Origin of the sequence: Sphingomonas phyllosphaerae FA2 (assembly GCF_000427645.1) — a bacterium.
GTDB classification, from domain to species: Bacteria; Pseudomonadota; Alphaproteobacteria; order Sphingomonadales; family Sphingomonadaceae; genus Sphingomonas; species Sphingomonas phyllosphaerae.
Window position 1 is genome coordinate 3,406,071 of the sequence record NZ_KE386571.1, and the last position, 17,916, is coordinate 3,423,986.

Consider the following 17,916-nt stretch of genomic DNA (forward strand, 5'->3'; position numbering starts at 1 on the left):
TTGCAACGTCGTGCGTGGAGTCACGCGGGATTTCGCCCGCAGTCACTTGATCCATCTTTACCTTTCCAAAAACTTACGAGTGTTTTCATGTTTTTAGCATACGGCCTCGCTGGTTTTTGCGATCGCGCCTGTGCACGGCATGCTGTGCACAAGCCGAGGAACACGGCGAGAGAGGACCGAATGTACAGCAATTTCAATCGCGCAGAGGCGAAGGTGACGCGTGGCGTAACCGTCCGCACGCTGCTGCTCGGCGCCACGGCGCTGCTCGCGACTCCTGCGCTCGCCGATCCCGCCGCACCACCGCAGGTCACCGGGACGAAGGAAGCGCCGGCGACGCCATCGGTGGTCGGCTATCCGGCGATCGGCAATGGCGAGGGCACCGTCTCGGGCAAGTACAACGTGTCGCGCTGGGCCGAGGACTGGCGCTTGATGCGCGACCCGGCGAAGCGCGACGATCCGTTCGACCGGCTCAAGTTCCTGCCGCTGACGCCGCAGGGCGACGTGTATCTGACCTTGTCGGGCGAGTTCCGGTTCCGTGTTCAGGAAACCACCAACCCGGACCTGCGCGAGCGCGAGGCGCAGCGGCAGGACCGGACGCGCGTGTATGTCGGCGCGGACCTGCACCTGGGCGAGCATGTCCGCTTCTACGGCGAGCTGGCGCATGCCGGCGTCAGCGGGGTGAACATCGGCACGCCGGCGGCGAACATCACCAACAGACTGACGCTGCAACAGGGATTCGGCGAGATCATGGGCCGGATCGGCGGGGCCGAGGTCGGCGTGCGCGGTGGCCGCCAGGAATTTTCGGACGGTCCGAATCTGCTGACCTCGGTTCGTGACGACCCGACGCTGCACTTCGTGCTGGACGGCGTGCGCGGCTATGTGCGTGGCAAGCGCGTGCGCGCCGACGTGTTCGACCTGCGCTACGTCAATTACGGCAGCGAGGGGTTGGGCGACGACCGGACCGATCCGTCGCGGCGCTTCAGCGGCGTGACCTTCGGCTATGCGCTGCCGGCCGACTTCCTCGGCACGTCGAAGCTGTTCTTCGATCCGTTCGTGTGGCGGCTGCGCAATCGCGCCGCCGTCTGGGGCCGGCAGACCGCGCGCGAGGAGCGGATGTTCTACGGCCTGCACCTGTACGGTGACGTCGATCGCGCGACGATCGACTGGACGGTCAATTATCAGGGCGGCGACTTCAACGACCGCAAGATCAGCGCGTGGCAGGCGTTCATCGCGCAGACGTGGCGCGTCAGCAAGGCGGCCACCGCGCCGCGGATCGGCGTGCACGTCGACTATGCGAGCGGCGGCGGCGGAGCGAGCGGGCAGGGCGACCTGCGCACGTCGAGCGGGCTGTACGGCAACAACATCTATTACAGCTATCAGCTGTTCCTGACGCCGACCAACCTGCTGGCGATCTCGCCCAACGTGACGGTGCAGCCGGTCAAGAACCTGCGCGTCACCGGCGAATATACGATGGCGTATCGCCCGAACGAGAACGAGGCGGTGTATCGCGCATCGGGCGCGGCGTTCGCCAATACGCAGAACGTCGCGGGCAAGCATATCGCCGACCTGATCCGTATGCAGGCAGTGTGGGCGCTGACGCCGCGCATCTCGCTGACCGGGCGCTACGAGCATATGATGGTCAAGGATGCTTTGGCCAAGGCGGGCTTCAAGAACTCGGATTTCCTGGCCGGCTGGGTCAGTTTCCGGTTCTGACACAACAAGGAGAGACGCGATGGCGGGAACGCCGACGACCGACAATCGACTGAAATCCATTATCGGAGGATCGACCGGCAATCTGGTCGAATGGTTCGATTGGTACGTCTATTCGGCGTTCACGCTGTATTTCGCGCCGCACTTCTTTCCCTCGGGTGACCAGACCGCGCAATTGCTGAGCGCGGCGGCGGTGTTCGCGGTCGGCTTCGTCATGCGTCCGATCGGCGCGTGGATCATGGGGATCTATGCCGACCGCAAGGGGCGCAAGGCCGGGCTGACGCTGTCGGTGACGCTGATGTGCGCGGGATCGCTGATCATCGCGTGTACGCCGGGCTATGAGACAATCGGGCTCGCCGCGCCCGCGCTGCTGGTGCTCGCGCGGTTGATGCAGGGCTTGTCGGTCGGCGGCGAATATGGCGCGAGCGCGACCTATCTGTCGGAGATGGCGGGCAAGGATCGGCGCGGGTTCTATTCGGCGTTCCAGTATGTCACGCTGATCTCCGGGCAGTTGCTGGCGATCATGGTGCTGCTGATCCTGCAATCGGTGATGCCCAAGGCGGAGCTGGAGGCATGGGGCTGGCGGATTCCGTTCGTGGTCGGTGCGTTCCTCGCGGTCGTCGTCTTCTACCTGCGGCGCGGGCTGGCCGAGACGCAGAGCTTCAAGAATGCGCACGCAAAGGAGGCGCCCAAGTCCGGGTTCGGCGCGCTGCTGAAGAACCATCCGCGCGAGACGGCGCTGGTGATGCTGTTGACCGCCGGGGGGACGCTCGCCTTCTACGCTTACTCGATCTACATGCAGAAGTTCCTGGTCAACACCTCGGGCTTCTCGAAGGAAGTCGCGACGCAGATCAACGCCGTCACCCTGTTCGTCTTCATGCTGCTCCAGCCGGTCGCGGGCGGGCTGTCGGACCGGATCGGGCGCAAGCCGCTGATGGTCGCGTTCGGGGTCGCGGGGGTGCTGTTCACCTATCCGATCTTCTCGGCGCTGGAGGCGACGCGGAGCCCGATCACTGCGGGGCTGCTGGTGATGGCGTCGCTGATCATCGTCACCGGCTATACGTCGATCAACGCGGTGGTGAAGGCGGAGCTGTTCCCCGCGCATATCCGCGCTTTGGGCGTCGCACTGCCCTATGCGCTGGCCAATACGCTGTTCGGCGGGACCGCAGAATATGTCGCGCTCAGCTTCAAGAGCCATGGGTGGGAGCAGGGCTTCTACTGGTATGTCACGGTGATGATCGGCATTTCGCTGCTGGTCTACCTGAGGATGCGCGATACCGGGCGGAACAGCCTGATCAGCGAGGATTGAGAGCTAGCCGTCGCCCCTGCGGAGGCAGGGGCCTATGGCTGTCGAATGTCGCGGCGCATCTGACACAGGGTCGTCGTTACTGTGTCAGTCGGGCCGGCGCACGAAACAGACATGGGTCCCTGCCTGCGCAGGGACGACGGTGATCGGAGGGTGGGTGGTTCCCCTTGCCGCACCGGATCGCTACATCGTCGCGCATGACCGATACGCTGCTCGACCCGCTCGTCCTCCCCGATTTCGCCGCGCTGACTCCGGAGGCGATCGCGCCGGCGCTCGACGCCGCGATCGCGCGCCATGCCGAGGCGGTCGAGATCGTCACGCGCGACCGGCCGACGACCTTCGAGCAGGCATGGCTGCCGCTCGAACGCGCCGAGGCGGGGGTGGATGCGCTCTGGTCGGCGGTGTCTCATCTGCGCGGCGTGGCGGACACGCCCGAGCTGCGCGCCGCGCACGCCGCGGGACAGGAGAAGCTGGTTCAGCACTTCATGGCGGTGGCGCAGAACCGCGACCTGTACGACGTGCTGACCGCGCTGGAGGCGTCGCCCGGCTTCGCCGATCTGCCGCAGGCCGATCGCATCGCGGTGGAACATGCGATCCGCGACTTCCGGCTGGCGGGTGTCGCGCTGGACGATGCGGAGCGCGAGCGGTTCGCGGCGGTGTCGGTCGAGCTGTCGGCGCTGTCGACCGAGTTCGGCAGCGCGGTGCTCGACGCCACCGACGCCTGGACCTGCCACATCACCGACGAGGCGCGGCTGGCGGGCATCTCCGCCCCCGACAAGGCGATGTTCGCCGCCGCGGCGCAGGCCAAGGGGCTGGACGGCTGGCTGGTCACGCTCCAGCAGCCGAGCGTCAATGCGGTGCTGACCTTCGCCGAGGATCGCGACCTGCGCGCCGACGTGTACCGCGCCTATGGCACGCGCGCTTCGGATCAGGGACCGAACGCCGGCACGCACGACAATGGCCCGCGGATCGCGCGCATCCTCGAGTTGCGGCGCGAGGCGGCGGCGCTGCTCGGCTTCACCGATCCGGTCGCGCTGTCGCTGGAAACCAAGATGGCGCCGAATGCGGGCGAGGTGCTCGCCTTCCTGCGCGACCTCGGCCAGCGCGCCAAGCCGGCGGCGCAGCGCGATCTGGACGCTCTGCGCGCGTTCGCGGCGGAGGAGCTGGGAATCGCCGATCTCCAGCCGTGGGATGCGGGGTTCGCCGCCAACCGGTTGCGGCAGGCGCGCTATACGGTCGATGAGCAGGAGGTGCGCGGCTACTTCCCGGTCGAGCGCGTTACCGCCGGCTGGCAGGCGCTGCTGGGGCAGTTGTTCGGGCTGCGGCTGACGCGGCGCGACGACGTGCCGCTCTATCATCCCGACGCGCATTATTACGACGTCGCGGACGACAGCGGCACGGTGTTCGCCGGCCTGTATCTCGATCTCCATGCGCGCCCCGGCAAGCGCGGCGGCGCGTGGATGGCGCAAGCGCGGCCGCGGCTGCGCGACGGCAACAACGTGCGGGTGCCGGTCGCCTATCTGGTCTGCAATTTCGCGCCCAAGGGCGAGGGGCAGCCGTCGCTGTTGAGCCACAGCGATGTCGTGACGCTGCTCCATGAGACCGGCCACTGCCTCCACCATCTGTTCACGCGCGTCGACCGGCCGTCGATCGCGGGGACGAGCGGGTTCGAATGGGATGCCGTCGAGCTGCCCAGCCAGTTGATGGAGGATTTCGCCTGGGATCGCGCGGTGTTGACCGCGATGTCGGGTCATTACGAAAGCGGCGCGCCGCTGCCGGCCGACATGTTCGACCGGATGGTCGCGGCGCGGCGCTTCCAGTCGGGGATGTTCATCGTCCGCCAGCTCGAATTCGCACTGTTCGACCTGCTGCTCCACCTCGGCACGATCGGCAGCGATCCGATGGAGGTGATCGAGGCGGTGCGCGATGAGGTGTCGGTGCTGCGCCCGCCCGCATGGCACCGTTTCCCGCACGCGTTCAGCCATATCTTCGCGGGCGGCTATGCCTCGGGCTATTACAGCTATCTGTGGGCCGAGGTGCTCGCCGCCGACGGGTTCGGCAAGTTCGCGGAGAACGGGCTGGTCGATCGTGCGACCGGCACCGCGCTGCGCGAGGAAGTGCTGGCGCGCGGCGCGACGCGCCCGGCGGCGGAGAGCTTCCGTGCGTTCCGCGGGCGCGATGCCGATCCGATCGCGATGCTGGTCCGCCACGGCCTGCTGGAGGACGCGCAGTGAGCGTGCTGATCCTCACCACCGGCGGGACGATCGACAAACTCTATTTCGATGCGCTCAGCGAATATCAGATCGGCGACAGCGTGGTCCACCGGCTGCTGAAGACCGCGCGTGTCGCGTTGCCGTTCCGCGTGCAGGAGCTGCTGCGCAAGGACAGCCTCGAGCTGACCGACGACGATCGCGCGGCGATCGCGCAGGCGGTGGCGGACGCGCCCGAGCGGCGGATCGTCATCACGCATGGCACCGATACGATGACCGACACCGCGAGAGCGCTGGCGGGCAGGACGGACAAGACGATCGTGCTGGTCGGCGCGCTCGCCCCGGCGCGGTTCGCGGAGAGCGACGCCAGCTTCAACCTCGGCATGGCGTTCGCCACCGCGCAGGTCGCCGCGCCGGGCGTGTGGATCGCGATGAACGGGACGATCTTCGACGGGACGAAGGTGCGCAAAGACCGGTCGATCAACAGCTTCGTCGCCGCGGAATGACCCGCGACTGGCTGGCGGAGGCGGTCCGGCGGATCGAGGCGGATTACAACCGCAGCGCCGACACGCATCTGATCCAGGTCGATCTGCCGCATCACGACGGCATCCAGCTGTACCTGAAGGACGAGAGCAGCCACCCGACCGGCAGCCTCAAGCACCGGCTGGCGCGCTCGCTTTTCCTTTATGCCCTGTGCAACGAATGGATCGGTCCCGATACCTGCGTGATCGAGGCGTCGTCGGGGTCGACCGCGGTCAGCGAAGCCTATTTCGCCAAGATGCTCGGGCTTCGCTTCATCGCGGTCTTGCCCGCCGCCACTGCCGCGCCCAAACTCGACGCGATCCGCTTCCATGGTGGCGAAATCCATGCGGTCGATGATCCGCGCGCCGTCTACGACGTTGCGCAGCGGCTCGCGCGCGAAACCGGCGGGCATTATCTTGACCAGTTCACCTACGCCGAGCGTGCAACCGACTGGCGCGGCAACAACAATATCGCCGAAAGCATCTTCGCGCAGATGGCCGAGGAAGAGCATCCGGTCCCCGCGTGGATCGTATGCGGCGCGGGGACCGGCGGCACCTCGGCGACGATCGGGCGCTTCATCCGTTACCGCCGTTACGCGACGCAATTGTGCGTTGCCGATCCGGTGAACTCGATCTTCCACCGTCATTATGCCGATCGTTCGGCGGTGGCGCTGCCCGAGGGGTGCGCGTCGCGGATTGAGGGGATCGGGCGACCGCGCGTCGAGCCGAGCTTCGTGCCCGGCGTGATCGACCGGATGATCGCGGTCGAGGACGGTGACAGCCTGGGTGCGATGCGCGCGCTGGGGCAGGTGCTGGGGCGGCGCGTTGGTGGCTCGACGGGGACGAACCTGTGGGCGTGCGCGCAGCTGATCCGCGAGATGGCGGCACGCGGCGAGCGCGGAAGCATCGTGACGTTGCTGTGCGACGGCGGCGATCGCTACGGCTGTACGTATCACGACCCGGCGTGGCTGGCGGAGAGCGGCTTGGCATGGGAGCGGGCGGAGGCGGAGATGGCGGGACTTCTTACCTAACGCCGTCATTCCCGCGCAGGCGGGAATCCAGAACCTCTGACGTAGCGGCCCTTGCGAAGACCTGCGCGTCTGGATTCCCGCCTTCGCGGGAATGACGGACGGAGGAACTGAAACCTCCGACCCACATCAACCGCGGGGCATTACCGCTTCCCCGCGCCGGCCCCATCGGTTAACAGCCCTGCCATGACGGCGGTGGATCAACCCGCGCAGGGACGTTTCGAGGGGAACAGCCACCTCTTCGCGCTGCGCGTCTATTTCGAGGATACCGACCTGTCGGGCGTGGTCTATCACGCCAATTACCTGCGCTATCTGGAGCGTGCGCGGTCGGACATGCTGCGGGTCGGCGGGATCGACCAGCGCGCAACCTTCGAAAGCGGCGGCGGTGCCTATGCGATCACCGACCTGGCGATCAAATATCGCGCGCCCGCCAAGCTCGACGACGCGCTGCTGATCGAAAGCCGCGTGACCCGCATCCGCGCCGCCAGCGTCGTCATTCATCAGGCAGTCAGGCGCGGGGCGGAAACACTGGCGGACGCCACGGTGACCGCGGCGCTGGTCGGCCCCGACGGCCGCCCGCGTCGCCAGCCCGCCGCCTGGGTCGAGACATTCCGGCGCCTCGCGTCATTGGGGGAAGAGACACCGTGAATCCGATTTTGCAGACCGACGCGGCCACGTTGTCGCCGATCGCGCTGTTCATGGAAGCCGACTGGGTGGTCAAGGCGGTGATGCTGGGGCTGCTGCTCGCCAGCATCTGGACCTGGGCGATCATCATCGGCTTCTGGCTGAAGCTCGGCCGCACGCGTCAGCGCACCGAGGCGTTCGAGCGCGATTTCTGGAAGGCCGAGGATATCGACGCCTTCTACAAGTCGCAGACGCATACCGATTTGCCCTCCGCGCGCGTGCTGAACGCCGGCGTCACCGAGTGGCGGCGCTCGACGCAGGGGCAGAAGATCGACCGCGAGGGCACGCGCGAGCGGCTGGCGACCGTGATGGGCTCGGCGGTGGCGCGCGAGATCGACCAGCTTTCGGACCGGCTCAACGTGCTGGCGACGGTCGGGTCGGTCGCGCCGTTCGTCGGGCTGTTCGGCACCGTTTGGGGGATCATGCGCAGCTTCACCGCGATCGCCAGCCAGCAGAACACCAGCCTGTCGGTCGTCGCCCCCGGCATCGCCGAGGCGCTGTTCGCGACCGCGATCGGGCTGTTCGCGGCGATCCCGGCGGTGATCGCGTACAATCGCTTCAGCCATGCGATCAACCGCATCGAGGCGCGGCTGAACCGCTTCGCCGACGGCTTCCACGCCACGCTGTCGCGGCAGCTCGACGGCGAACGCTGATGGCGATGAACCTGCCTTCCGCGCGGGGGAAGGGCCGCCGCGCGCCGATGGCGGACATCAATGTCACGCCGCTGGTCGACGTGATGCTGGTGCTGCTGATCATCTTCATGGTCACCGCGCCGCTGTTGACGCAGGGCGTGCCGGTGAATCTGCCCGACAGCCGCGCCAAGCCGCTCGACCAGGAGCAGCAGCCGACCGAGATCTCGCTCGACGAACAGGGCCGGATCTTCATCGCCAAGGAGGAGGTCGCCGCCGACGCGCTGCCGGCGCGGCTCGCCGCGATCACGGAGAGCGCCAAGGGCAATGAGCCGCCGCAGGTGTTCCTGCGCGCCGATCGCGGGCTGGATTACGGGCGCGTGATGCGCGTGATGGGCGAGCTGAACCGTGCGGGCCTGAACCGCGTCGCACTGGTGACGGTCGGCGAGGAATAAGGTGGAGCGCGGTGAGAAGATCGGGCTGGGGCTGGCCGTTGCAGGACACGTCCTGCTGTTCGGCGTGCTGTCGGTCGGCTTTCTCGCCACGCCCAACCCGATCAAGCTGAAGCAGAATCCGGTCGAGGTCAGCCTCGTCAAGGACGTCGCGCTGGAGGCCGCCGCGCCGCAGCAGACCGAGGCGCCATCGCAGGCGGTCGCGCCCGATGTCGGCGAGCCCGAGGAAGCGCCGCCGCCCGCCGAGGCACCGCCGCAGCCCGTTCCCGCGCCGGTCCCCGAACCCGCGCCGCAGCCCGAGCCCAAGCCGGTCGCGAAACCCGCACCGCCCAAGCCGGCCCCACCGAAACCTGCCCCCAAGCCCGCGCCCGCGCCGAAGCCGGTTCCCAAGCCGCAGCCGAAGCCCAAGCCGGCGCCGCCCGCTGCGGAGAAGGCACTGGCCAAGCCAGCGCCGACGAAGCAGCAGAGCGCCGCGGCGTCGAGCAAGTCCTCGGCCGCGCCGGCGGCGTCGAAGGGCAAGGGCAAGACCGAGACCGCCAAGGGCGAGAAGCCGCGCGGCAGCCGGCTCGGCAGCGACTTCCTCAAGGGGCTGACCGCCGAGAAGAGCGATGCCAAGCCTAACGATGCGCCGCCGTCGGCCGCGCGCGTCGACGGCAAAGCCTTGGCGGCGATCCAGCAGGCGATCGCTCGGCAGATCCAGCCGTGCGCCGACCGACAGGTCGATCCCGGTCCCGGTGCGAACCAGATCGTCACGACGCTCAACCTGCGGCTCAACCGCGACGGCACGCTGTCGGCGACACCGACCGTGGTGCGCCAGAACGGCGTCGACGACGACAACCGGCGGTATGCGCGGCGGGTCGTCGATCTCGGCATTGCGGCATTCAAGGGCTGTTCGCCGTTGAAATTGCCGGCAGAATATTATTCCACCGCCAATGGGGGGTGGAGCAACATCAACTATAATTGGAAACTGCGGTGATGCGACTCCGGCTGCTCCTCCTCGCCACGCTCGTCTCCAGCCCTGCGCTGGCGCAGCAGGTGCCCGCGCCTGTCGCTCCCGATGCGGCGGCGCCGGGCGGGCAGACCCCGCCGCCGCTGGAGGTCGACGTTACCGGCGGCATCTCCGCGCCGATGCCGATCGCGATCCCGCCGATGCCGACGCAAGCGGTGGTGCAGACCGCGGCCGGCTCGACCGACCAGCTCGGGCGGCAATTGGCGGAGATTGTCAGCAACGACCTGCGCAATTCCGGGCTGTTCACCCCGCTCGCCCCCGGGCGGACGCGTGCGATCGCCTTCCCGGAAGTGACCGCGCCGGCGTTCGATTACTGGGCGGGCTCGGGCGCGCAGGCTTTGGTGCAGGGCTATATCCGCGCCAATGGCGACGGCACGCTGACGGTCGGCTGCTACCTGTACGACGTGTCGGCGCAGACGCAGCTGACGCGACAGGGGTTCGTGGTGCCGCCGTCTGACTGGCGGCGCGCAGGGCACAAATGCGCCGACATGGTCTACACCCGGCTGACCGGCGAGGGCGCGTACTTCGACAGCCGCGTCGTCTATGTCAGCGAGACCGGGCCGAAGGCGAACCGCATCAAGCGACTGGCGATCATGGATCAGGACGGCGCGAACAGCCGCTTCCTGACCACCGGCTCGTCGATCGTGCTGACCCCGCGCTTCGCGCCGAACCAGCAGTCGATCGTGTACATGAGCTATGTCGGCAAGACCCCGGCGATCTATGTCTACGATCTCGGCTCGGGGCGGCAGCGGTTGGTGGTGCAGAATGTCGCGACCACCTTCGCGCCGCGCTTCTCGCCGGATGGCCGCTACATCCTGTTCTCGATGGCGCAGGCCGGCAATACCGACCTCTATCGCGTGGCGGCGTCCGGCGGCACGCCGCAGCGGCTGACGACCTCGCCGGGGATCGACACCGGCGGCAGCTATTCGCCCGACGGATCGAAGATCGTGTTCGAAAGCGACCGGTCGGGCGGGCAGCAGCTCTATGTGATGAACGCCGACGGATCGAACCAGCAGCGGATCAGCTTCGGCGGCGGGCGTTATGCCACGCCAGTGTGGAGCCCGCGCGGCGACCTGATCGCCTTCACCAAGATCCAGGGCGCGTTCCGGATCGGGATCATGAGCCCGGGCGGGCAGGGCGAGAAGCTGCTCACCAACAGCTGGCAGGACGAAGGTCCCTCTTGGAGCCCGAACGGGCGTGTGCTGATGTTCTTCCGTCAGGGGCGTGGCAACGCCGGAAAGGCCGATCTGTGGTCGGTCGACCTGACCGGCGTCAACGAACGCCGCGTTCCCACCCCGCTCGACGGATCGGACCCCGCCTGGGGGCCGTTGCGTCCATAAGTTTCACGAACGACCATAGAGGAGACACCCGATGGCCCGTCTGACCACCACCCTGCTGATGGCGACCGCACTGGTCGCGACCGCCGCCTGTTCCAAGAAGCGCCCCGAAGTGCTGCCGCCCGCGCCGGGCGCCGCGCCGACGCAGGGGGCCCCGACCGGACCGGTCGATCCCAACGGCGGCGTCACGCCCGGTTCGGCGGCCGATTTCAAGCGCTCGACGCAGGGCGATACGGTGCTGTTCGGGCTCGACCAGTATGACATCGACGCCACCGCGCGCGGCATCCTCGATTCGCAGGCCGAGTGGTTGCAGCGCTACAACAACGTGACGATCACGATCGAAGGCCATGCCGACGAGCGCGGGACGCGCGAGTACAATCTCGCACTGGGCGATCGTCGCGCCAACGCCGCGAAGAACTATCTCGCCGCGCGCGGGATCGCGCCGTCGCGGATCAGCGTGATCAGCTATGGCAAGGAACGCCCGGTCGCTTTGGGCTCGGACGAGCAGAGCTGGGCGCAGAACCGCCGCGCGGTGACGGTCGTCGTCGGGGGGTAATGATAATCGAGAGGGGCGGTTGCTCCTCCCGTTCTTCGTCGCCCCGGGCTTGATCCGGGGCCCCGCTTCTACAGCGCTTGCTGCGAAGAAGCGGGATCCCGGGTCAAGCCCGGGATGACGAGTGAAAGTTACGCCGGCGTGATCGGCGGGTTCTCCATCTCGGCCTTGATCTCGGCAATCAGGTCCTTGCGGCTGAGCTTGCCGATCATCGTCTTGGGCATCGTCGCGCGCACCACTACGCGGTCGACGCGCTCGTGCTTGCCCAGTTGCGGGTTGAGCCACGCCGCCAGCGCCGCGCCCTCCACCTCCATGCCCTCGTTGAGCGTGACATAGGCGCGCGGCACCTCGCCGCGGTATTGATCGGGCAGTCCAATCACCAGCGCCTCGCGCACCGCAGGGTGATGATAGAGAATCGCCTCGATCTGGCTGGGGAAGACCTTGAACCCGCCGACCGAGATCATGTCTTTCAACCGGTCGACGATCGCGATGAAGCCGTCGTCGTCGATCGTCCCGACATCACCGGTGCGTAGCCATTTGCGCCCCTCCGCATCGACCGCGAAGGTGGTTTCGTCGGCGTCGGGGCGGTTCCAGTAGCCGGCCATGATCTGCGGCCCAAGCGCGACGATCTCGCCGGGTTGACCCTCGGGTGCCGGGCGCGTCGCATCCTCCTTGTCGACCAGCCGCAGCCGGGTGGCAGGCAAAGGTTGCCCGATCGTTCCGGCCTTCTGCCCGCCCTCATAAGGATTGGTGGTCAGCACGCCGGTGCTCTCCGACAGGCCATAACCCTCGATCAGCGTCGAGTGCGTTGCGGCCTCCCAGCGCGTCTTGAGTTCGGCGTTAAGCGGTGCGCCGCCGGAAATGCAGACGCGCAACGAGGCGAAGTCGGTCTGCGCCAACTTGGGATGATCGAGCAGCGCCTGGTACATGGTCGGAACACCGGGCAGCGAGGTCGGCTTGGTGCGCGTGATCGTCGCCAACGCCTGACCGGCATCGAAGCGCGGCAGCAGCACCATCTCGCCGCCGGTGACGATCGTGCGGTTCATCACGCAGGTATTGGCGAAGACGTGGAACAGCGGCAGCACGCCGAGGATGCGGTCGCACGCCTCCGGGTGCGGATCGAGCTGCGACACCTGCCGGGCGTTGGCGCTGACGTTGGCGTGGGTGAGCATCGCGCCTTTCGGCACGCCGGTGGTGCCGCCGGTGTACTGGATCAGCGCGACGTCGTGCTCCGGGTCGATCGCGGGCGGCGGCAGCGCGCCGTCGTTGGCGATCAGTTTCGAAAAGGCGATGACGCGCGGGTCGTCGGGACGCTGCGTGGTTTCGGCGCGCTTGAACAGGCGATAGGCGATCGACTTGGCGGGGGGCAGGACGCCGGCCACCGATCCGACCACCAGCCGTTCGAGCCCGCTCTTCTCCAGCACCTTCAGCGCGGTCGGCAGCAGCGCGCTGGCCGAGACGGTGAACAGCACGCGCGTGCCCGAATCCTCGACCTGATGGCACAGTTCCTCGACCGAATAGAGCGGCGAGAAATTGACCACCGTCGCGCCGAGCCGCAGCGCACCGTGATAGGCGGCGAGATAATGCGGGACATTGGGGAGAAACAGCCCGACGCGGTCGCCCTTGCCATAGCTCAGCGCGGCCAACCCGGTAGCGACGCGGCAGACACCGTCGGCGAGTTCGGCATAGCTATAACGACGGCCGAGGAAGTCGATCGCCGGGCGCTGGGCATGGCGGGCGGCCGACGCGTCGAACAGGGCCGGCATCGACAGCGGCGGGTAATCGGAATCCCAGGCCACGGGATGGCGATAGGCGGTGCGCCAGGCATGCTCTCCAGTCATTGACATGGTTGTAAGCAACAAACCGCGGCGCGCAAGCGATCAGCGTTGGAACAGCGTCCCGATCGCGGTCGCCGCCTGCCCGACACCGGCGATCGCCAGTGCCACCGGCGGCGTCCAGTCGGCATCGATCTGCGCGCTCTGGCGGTCGATCGAGATCGACAGCGTGCCGATCATCGGCGTGCGGTGACCGCCGCTGACCAGCATCAGCGCGCCCAGCGCGATGACGGCAGCACGGCGGCGGCGATAATCGGGTGATGGCGGCATGATGGCGTCCCTCTCAAAACCGCGTGGATCATAGCATGCGCAACGTCGGGGCGACAGCGGCGGCTGCGGTGCCCTTATGCCGCCTCGGCCCAGCGGAGTCGGTCGCGGCCGGCGCGTTTGGCGGCGAACAACGCGTCGTCGGCGCGGCGATAGAGGTGCTTCCACTCGGCCTCGTCGACGATCGTGCCGCATTCGCTGCCGAGTGATGCGGTGACCGCCAGGTCGAACGGCATCGTCGCGGCGCGGATGCGCGTCAGGATCGTCTCCGGCATCGTGGTCGCGGCGGCGGGCGCGAGCACCGCGAATTCCTCGCCGCCGATCCGCGCGATCAGCGCACCGGGAGGTGCCGCTTGCCGGAGCGCATCCGCGAAAACACGCAGCACCTGATCGCCGCCGTCATGGCCGAGCGTCTCGTTGATCCGCTTGAAATGGTCGATGTCGACCAGCACCAGCACATGGCGGTCGGCGCGGCCGATCGCTTCGCGCAGGAAGCTGCGCCGGTTCATCAGCCCGGTCAGCGGATCGCTGTCGGCCAGCAGCCGCGCCAGCATCTCCTGCTCGCGCGCCTGATCGCGCTCCTCACCCAATTGCTTGATCCGCCACGCGATCGCGAGCGCGCTGCAGCACGCCTCCAGCACCATCGCGATCAGCGTCGAATTGTCGATCCAGAAGTTCCACGGCACGAGCCCGAGCGCCTGCAGCACGCGCGCTGTGGCGGTGAGCAGCGGCAACGCCCAGGCGATCGCGAAGGCGCGCGCATAGCGATCACGCGCGTGCCAGCCGCGCCACAGCAGGGGAAGCGTCAGCAGCAACGTCGCCAGGAAGGTCAGGGTCAGCGCGCGATCGAGCATGCGCGCCTGGATGGGCATGAAGATGACATAGGCCAGCGACGAAGCGAGAACGGCCCCCATGGTCAGGTCCATCGCGGGGCGTAGCCAGCCGCGCGTCACCTGCGGCGCGAAGAAGCGCTGTGCGAAGAGCAGGGCGCTGCATAGGGTGGCGGCGAGCAGCAGCACGTTGAGCCGCAGCCGCAGATTGTTGTCGAGCCCCGTCACCTGCCCGAGCAACCCCGAACTGCTCGCGGCATAGCCGATCAGGAACAGCACCATCGCACAATAGGGCAGATGGAAACGCTGCCGAAGCGCGGCGGCCAAAGCGACGTTGAAGATCAGCAACGCACCCGCGAGTCCGACGAATCCCGCGTAGAAGGCGGTCAGCCGCAGCGTGTAGCGCTGCGAAAGGTCGGGCGAGAGCAATTGCGGCTGAAGCACCAGCCCGCGCATGTTGGCTGCCCCCTGCACGTGCCACAGCAATTGCACCGGACGCGCCGCAGCGGCGGGGAGCGGAAGCTGGAACGCGGCCCCCAGCTCGAGATAGCGCCAGGCGGTCGCGCTGGTGAAGCCGACCGAGCGGATCGAGCCGTCGGCATAGCGGACGTAGAGGGTGACGCGGTCCTGCCACAGACTGCCCGATCGCACCGCGACGCCCGGTTCGACGACGGGCAGGCGCTCCGACCTGACCCAATAATCGCCCGGCGGTGCGTCGCGTTGCGACCGCTGGCAGTCGAAGCCGACGGCCGTGCCGAACAGCCGCTCGGGCCGATCGCCATCCATCGCGGTGCGGAAGCAGGTGCGCAGGAGCATGTCGGTGCGTGCGGAGGCCGCCGGCGCCATCGCCAGCGATATGAGGATCACGGCGCAAATCGCCACGACCCGACGGATGATCCCCCCGGTCATGCTTCGACGCTAAACAGGAATGGCAAACAGAAGGTTAACGCGGCCCCCGAAAACGTAAACGTCGGAAGGGCGTCGCTGTCTTCGACCGCGGCGCAACGGCGGCGGAAAAGCGTGGGAACGGGCAGGTTTTATCCGGTGCGCCACCGGGGTCGAAAGGTTAACGAGCCGGAGACATGGTCCCCGACCCGTTAATGGATCAGTCGGCGGCTGCGGGTGCTGCCTTGTCCTTCTTGCCCGACTTCTTTGGCGCGGCGGGCTCGATCGCGAAGACCAGCGCATTGTCCTTCAGGTTGACCGTGACCTCGCCGCCATGGACCAGCTTGCCGAACAGCAGTTCCTCGGCAAGTGGCTGCTTGATCTTCTCCTGGATCAGCCGGCCCATCGGACGCGCGCCATACAGCTTGTCATAGCCCTTCTCGGTCAGCCACTTCTTCGCCTCGTCGCTCAGCTTGATGTGCACGTCGCGGTCGGCGAGCTGCAGTTCGAGCTGGAGGATGAACTTGTCGACGACGCGCGCCACCACCTCGGTCGGCAGATAACCGAACGGCACGATCGCATCGAGCCGGTTGCGGAACTCCGGCGTGAACATCTTCTGCACCGCCTGCTCGTCCTCGCCCTCGCGGGTGAGCGAACCGAAGCCGACCGTCTCGCGGGCCATGTCCGCCGCGCCCGCATTGGTCGTCATGATGAGGATGACGTTGCGGAAATCGACGGTCTTGCCGTGCTGATCGGTCAGGCGGCCGTTGTCCATCACCTGCAACAGGATGTTGAACAGGTCCGGATGCGCCTTCTCGATCTCGTCGAGCAGCAATACGCAATGCGGGTTCTGGTCGACCGCATCAGTCAACAGCCCGCCCTGATCGAAGCCGACATAGCCCGGAGGCGCACCGATCAGCCGGCTGACCGAATGCCGCTCCATATATTCGCTCATGTCGAACCGCTGGAGCGGGATGCCAAGGATCGTCGAGAGCTGCTTGGCGACCTCGGTCTTGCCGACGCCGGTCGGGCCGGTGAACAGATAATTGCCGATCGGCTTCTCGGGCTCGCGCAGGCCAGCGCGCGCCAGCTTGATCGCCGAGGAGAGCTTCTCGATCGCCGCATTCTGCCCGAAGACGACGCGCTTCAGATCGGTCTCGAGCGTTTCCAACTGCTTCTTGTCGTCGCTCGACACGCTCTTCGGCGGGATGCGCGCCATCGTCGCGATCACGGCCTCGATCTCCTTGGCGGTGATCGTCTTCTTGCGCTTGTTGGGCGCCACCAGCATCTGCATCGCGCCGACCTCGTCGATGACGTCGATCGCCTTGTCGGGCAGCTTGCGGTCGTTGATGTAGCGCGCCGACAGCTCGACCGCCGACTTGATCGCCTCGGGCGTGTACTTGACCGAGTGATGCTCCTCGAATGCCGAGCGCAAGCCAGCGAGGATCTTGATCGTATCCTCGATCGTCGGTTCGTTGACGTCGATCTTCTGGAAGCGCCGCAGCAGCGCGCGGTCCTTTTCGAAGTGGTTGCGGAACTCCTTGTAGGTGGTCGAGCCGATGCAGCGGATCGTACCACCTGACAGCGCCGGCTTGAGCAGGTTCGACGCGTCCATTGCGCCGCCGCTGGTCGCGCCCGCGCCGATTACGGTGTGGATCTCGTCGATGAACAGCACCGCGTCGGGCAGCTTTTCCAGTTCGTTGACGACCGCCTTCAACCGCTCCTCGAAATCGCCGCGATAGCGCGTGCCGGCGAGCAGCGCACCCATGTCGAGCGAGTAGATCACCGCGGGTTTGAGCACGTCGGGCACGTCGCCCTCGACGATCTTGCGCGCCAGCCCCTCGGCGATCGCGGTCTTGCCGACGCCGGGATCACCCACGTACAGCGGGTTGTTCTTCGAGCGGCGGCACAGGATCTGGACGGTGCGATCGACCTCGGCCGAGCGCCCGATCAACGGGTCGACCTTGCCGATCTTGGCCTTTTCGTTGAGGTCGACCGTGAACTGCTTGAGCGCGCTCTCGCCCTTCTTGCCCGGCGCCTCGGCCTTTTCCTTCTTCTCTTCCTCGGGCGCGCCCTTGGCGCTGGTCGCCTCGGGGGTCGCCGCGCCCTTGCCGACGCCGTGGCTGATGAAGCTCACCGCATCCAGCCGGCTCATGTCCTGCTGCTGGAGGAAATAAACCGCATAGCTCTCGCGCTCCGAGAAGAGCGCGACCAGCACGTTGGCGCCGGTCACCTCGTCGCGGCCCGACGACTGGACGTGCAGGATCGCGCGCTGCACGACGCGCTGGAACCCGCTGGTGGGGGAGGGATCGGTCGCGGCATCGACCTTGAGCGCGCCCAGCTCGGTATCGAGATAGTGCGCGACAGTGGTCTTCAGCTCGCCCAGGTCGACGCCGCACGCGGACATCACCTGTCCGGCATGTTCGTCGTCGATCAGCGCGAGCAACAGATGTTCGAGCGTCGCATATTCGTGGCGGCGCGACGACGCGGCCTCGAGTGCCTTGTGCAGCGTGGTCTCGAGAGCGCTGGCAAATGACGGCATCAGGTTACTCCTTGCAGGCCGCGTGAAGCCACGCGACCCTTGCCACGAATGTCGTGACGATGGGGCTCCGCATCAAGCGTTCCCCGTCATCACCCTCTCGACCCTGCACGCATAACCC

Annotated in this window: 15 protein-coding genes; 11 read left to right on the forward strand and 4 right to left on the reverse strand. The window is 67.2% G+C overall.

Features of this window, described 5'->3' with window-relative positions; genetic code table 11:
- Window positions 1-180 precede the first annotated feature (180 nt).
- The 11 genes from SPHPH_RS0116580 (at window position 181) to pal (ending at window position 11,442) form a co-directional block, all read left to right on the forward strand.
- The gene (locus SPHPH_RS0116580) at window positions 181-1,713 is read left to right on the forward strand and encodes an alginate export family protein (protein WP_051273075.1); all 1,533 of its coding nucleotides are present in this window, start codon (window positions 181-183) and stop codon (window positions 1,711-1,713) included.
- Window positions 1,646-3,019 (forward strand): MFS transporter, encoded by a 1,374-nt coding sequence (locus SPHPH_RS0116585; RefSeq protein ID WP_272944249.1) that lies wholly within the window; start codon window positions 1,646-1,648, stop codon window positions 3,017-3,019. Before SPHPH_RS0116580 ends, SPHPH_RS0116585 begins: the two co-directional genes overlap by 68 nt.
- 194 nt (window positions 3,020-3,213) lie before the next feature.
- The gene (locus SPHPH_RS0116590; RefSeq protein WP_202900676.1) at window positions 3,214-5,250 is read left to right on the forward strand and encodes a M3 family metallopeptidase; all 2,037 of its coding nucleotides are present in this window, start codon (window positions 3,214-3,216) and stop codon (window positions 5,248-5,250) included.
- Window positions 5,247-5,732, forward strand: coding sequence for an asparaginase domain-containing protein (locus SPHPH_RS0116595; RefSeq protein ID WP_028967701.1), 486 nt, complete (start codon window positions 5,247-5,249; stop codon window positions 5,730-5,732). Before SPHPH_RS0116590 ends, SPHPH_RS0116595 begins: the two co-directional genes overlap by 4 nt.
- Window positions 5,729-6,778, forward strand: coding sequence for a PLP-dependent cysteine synthase family protein (locus SPHPH_RS0116600; protein ID WP_028967702.1), 1,050 nt, complete (start codon window positions 5,729-5,731; stop codon window positions 6,776-6,778). Before SPHPH_RS0116595 ends, SPHPH_RS0116600 begins: the two co-directional genes overlap by 4 nt.
- 183 nt (window positions 6,779-6,961) lie before the next feature.
- On the forward strand, window positions 6,962-7,423 hold the full coding sequence (locus tag SPHPH_RS0116605; protein WP_028967703.1) for a YbgC/FadM family acyl-CoA thioesterase: 462 nt from the start codon (window positions 6,962-6,964) through the stop codon (window positions 7,421-7,423).
- Window positions 7,420-8,112, forward strand: a complete 693-nt coding sequence (tolQ, locus tag SPHPH_RS0116610) for a protein TolQ (RefSeq protein ID WP_028967704.1) — start codon at window positions 7,420-7,422, stop codon at window positions 8,110-8,112. The genes SPHPH_RS0116605 and tolQ overlap by 4 nt, the downstream gene beginning before the upstream one ends.
- Window positions 8,112-8,543: a protein TolR gene (gene tolR, locus SPHPH_RS0116615; RefSeq protein WP_028967705.1), complete on the forward strand. Its 432-nt coding sequence runs from the start codon at window positions 8,112-8,114 to the stop codon at window positions 8,541-8,543. The genes tolQ and tolR overlap by 1 nt, the downstream gene beginning before the upstream one ends.
- Window position 8,544: 1 nt before the next feature.
- A complete protein-coding gene (locus tag SPHPH_RS0116620; RefSeq protein ID WP_028967706.1) occupies window positions 8,545-9,516 on the forward strand; it encodes a hypothetical protein in 972 nt (323 codons plus the stop codon).
- Window positions 9,516-10,889 carry a Tol-Pal system beta propeller repeat protein TolB gene (tolB, locus tag SPHPH_RS0116625; RefSeq protein WP_028967707.1) on the forward strand — a complete coding sequence of 458 codons (1,374 nt, stop codon included), beginning with the start codon at window positions 9,516-9,518 and terminating at the stop codon, window positions 10,887-10,889. Before SPHPH_RS0116620 ends, tolB begins: the two co-directional genes overlap by 1 nt.
- Window positions 10,890-10,920: 31 nt before the next feature.
- A complete protein-coding gene (gene pal / locus SPHPH_RS0116630) occupies window positions 10,921-11,442 on the forward strand; it encodes a peptidoglycan-associated lipoprotein Pal (protein WP_028967708.1) in 522 nt (173 codons plus the stop codon).
- 128 nt (window positions 11,443-11,570) lie between these two features.
- Here pal and SPHPH_RS0116635 read toward each other — a convergent pair whose 3' ends face one another.
- From SPHPH_RS0116635 to clpA, 4 genes are all read right to left on the reverse strand, one after another.
- A complete protein-coding gene (locus SPHPH_RS0116635; RefSeq protein WP_037488763.1) occupies window positions 11,571-13,280 on the reverse strand; it encodes a long-chain-fatty-acid--CoA ligase in 1,710 nt (569 codons plus the stop codon).
- A 39-nt stretch (window positions 13,281-13,319) separates the two neighbouring features.
- Window positions 13,320-13,544: a hypothetical protein gene (locus SPHPH_RS0116640; protein ID WP_028967710.1), complete on the reverse strand. Its 225-nt coding sequence runs from the start codon at window positions 13,542-13,544 to the stop codon at window positions 13,320-13,322.
- A 74-nt stretch (window positions 13,545-13,618) separates the two neighbouring features.
- On the reverse strand, window positions 13,619-15,238 hold the full coding sequence (locus SPHPH_RS0116645; protein WP_238303157.1) for a GGDEF domain-containing protein: 1,620 nt from the start codon (window positions 15,236-15,238) through the stop codon (window positions 13,619-13,621).
- 238 nt (window positions 15,239-15,476) lie between these two features.
- Window positions 15,477-17,798: an ATP-dependent Clp protease ATP-binding subunit ClpA gene (gene clpA / locus SPHPH_RS0116650; protein WP_028967712.1), complete on the reverse strand. Its 2,322-nt coding sequence runs from the start codon at window positions 17,796-17,798 to the stop codon at window positions 15,477-15,479.
- Window positions 17,799-17,916 lie beyond the last annotated feature (118 nt).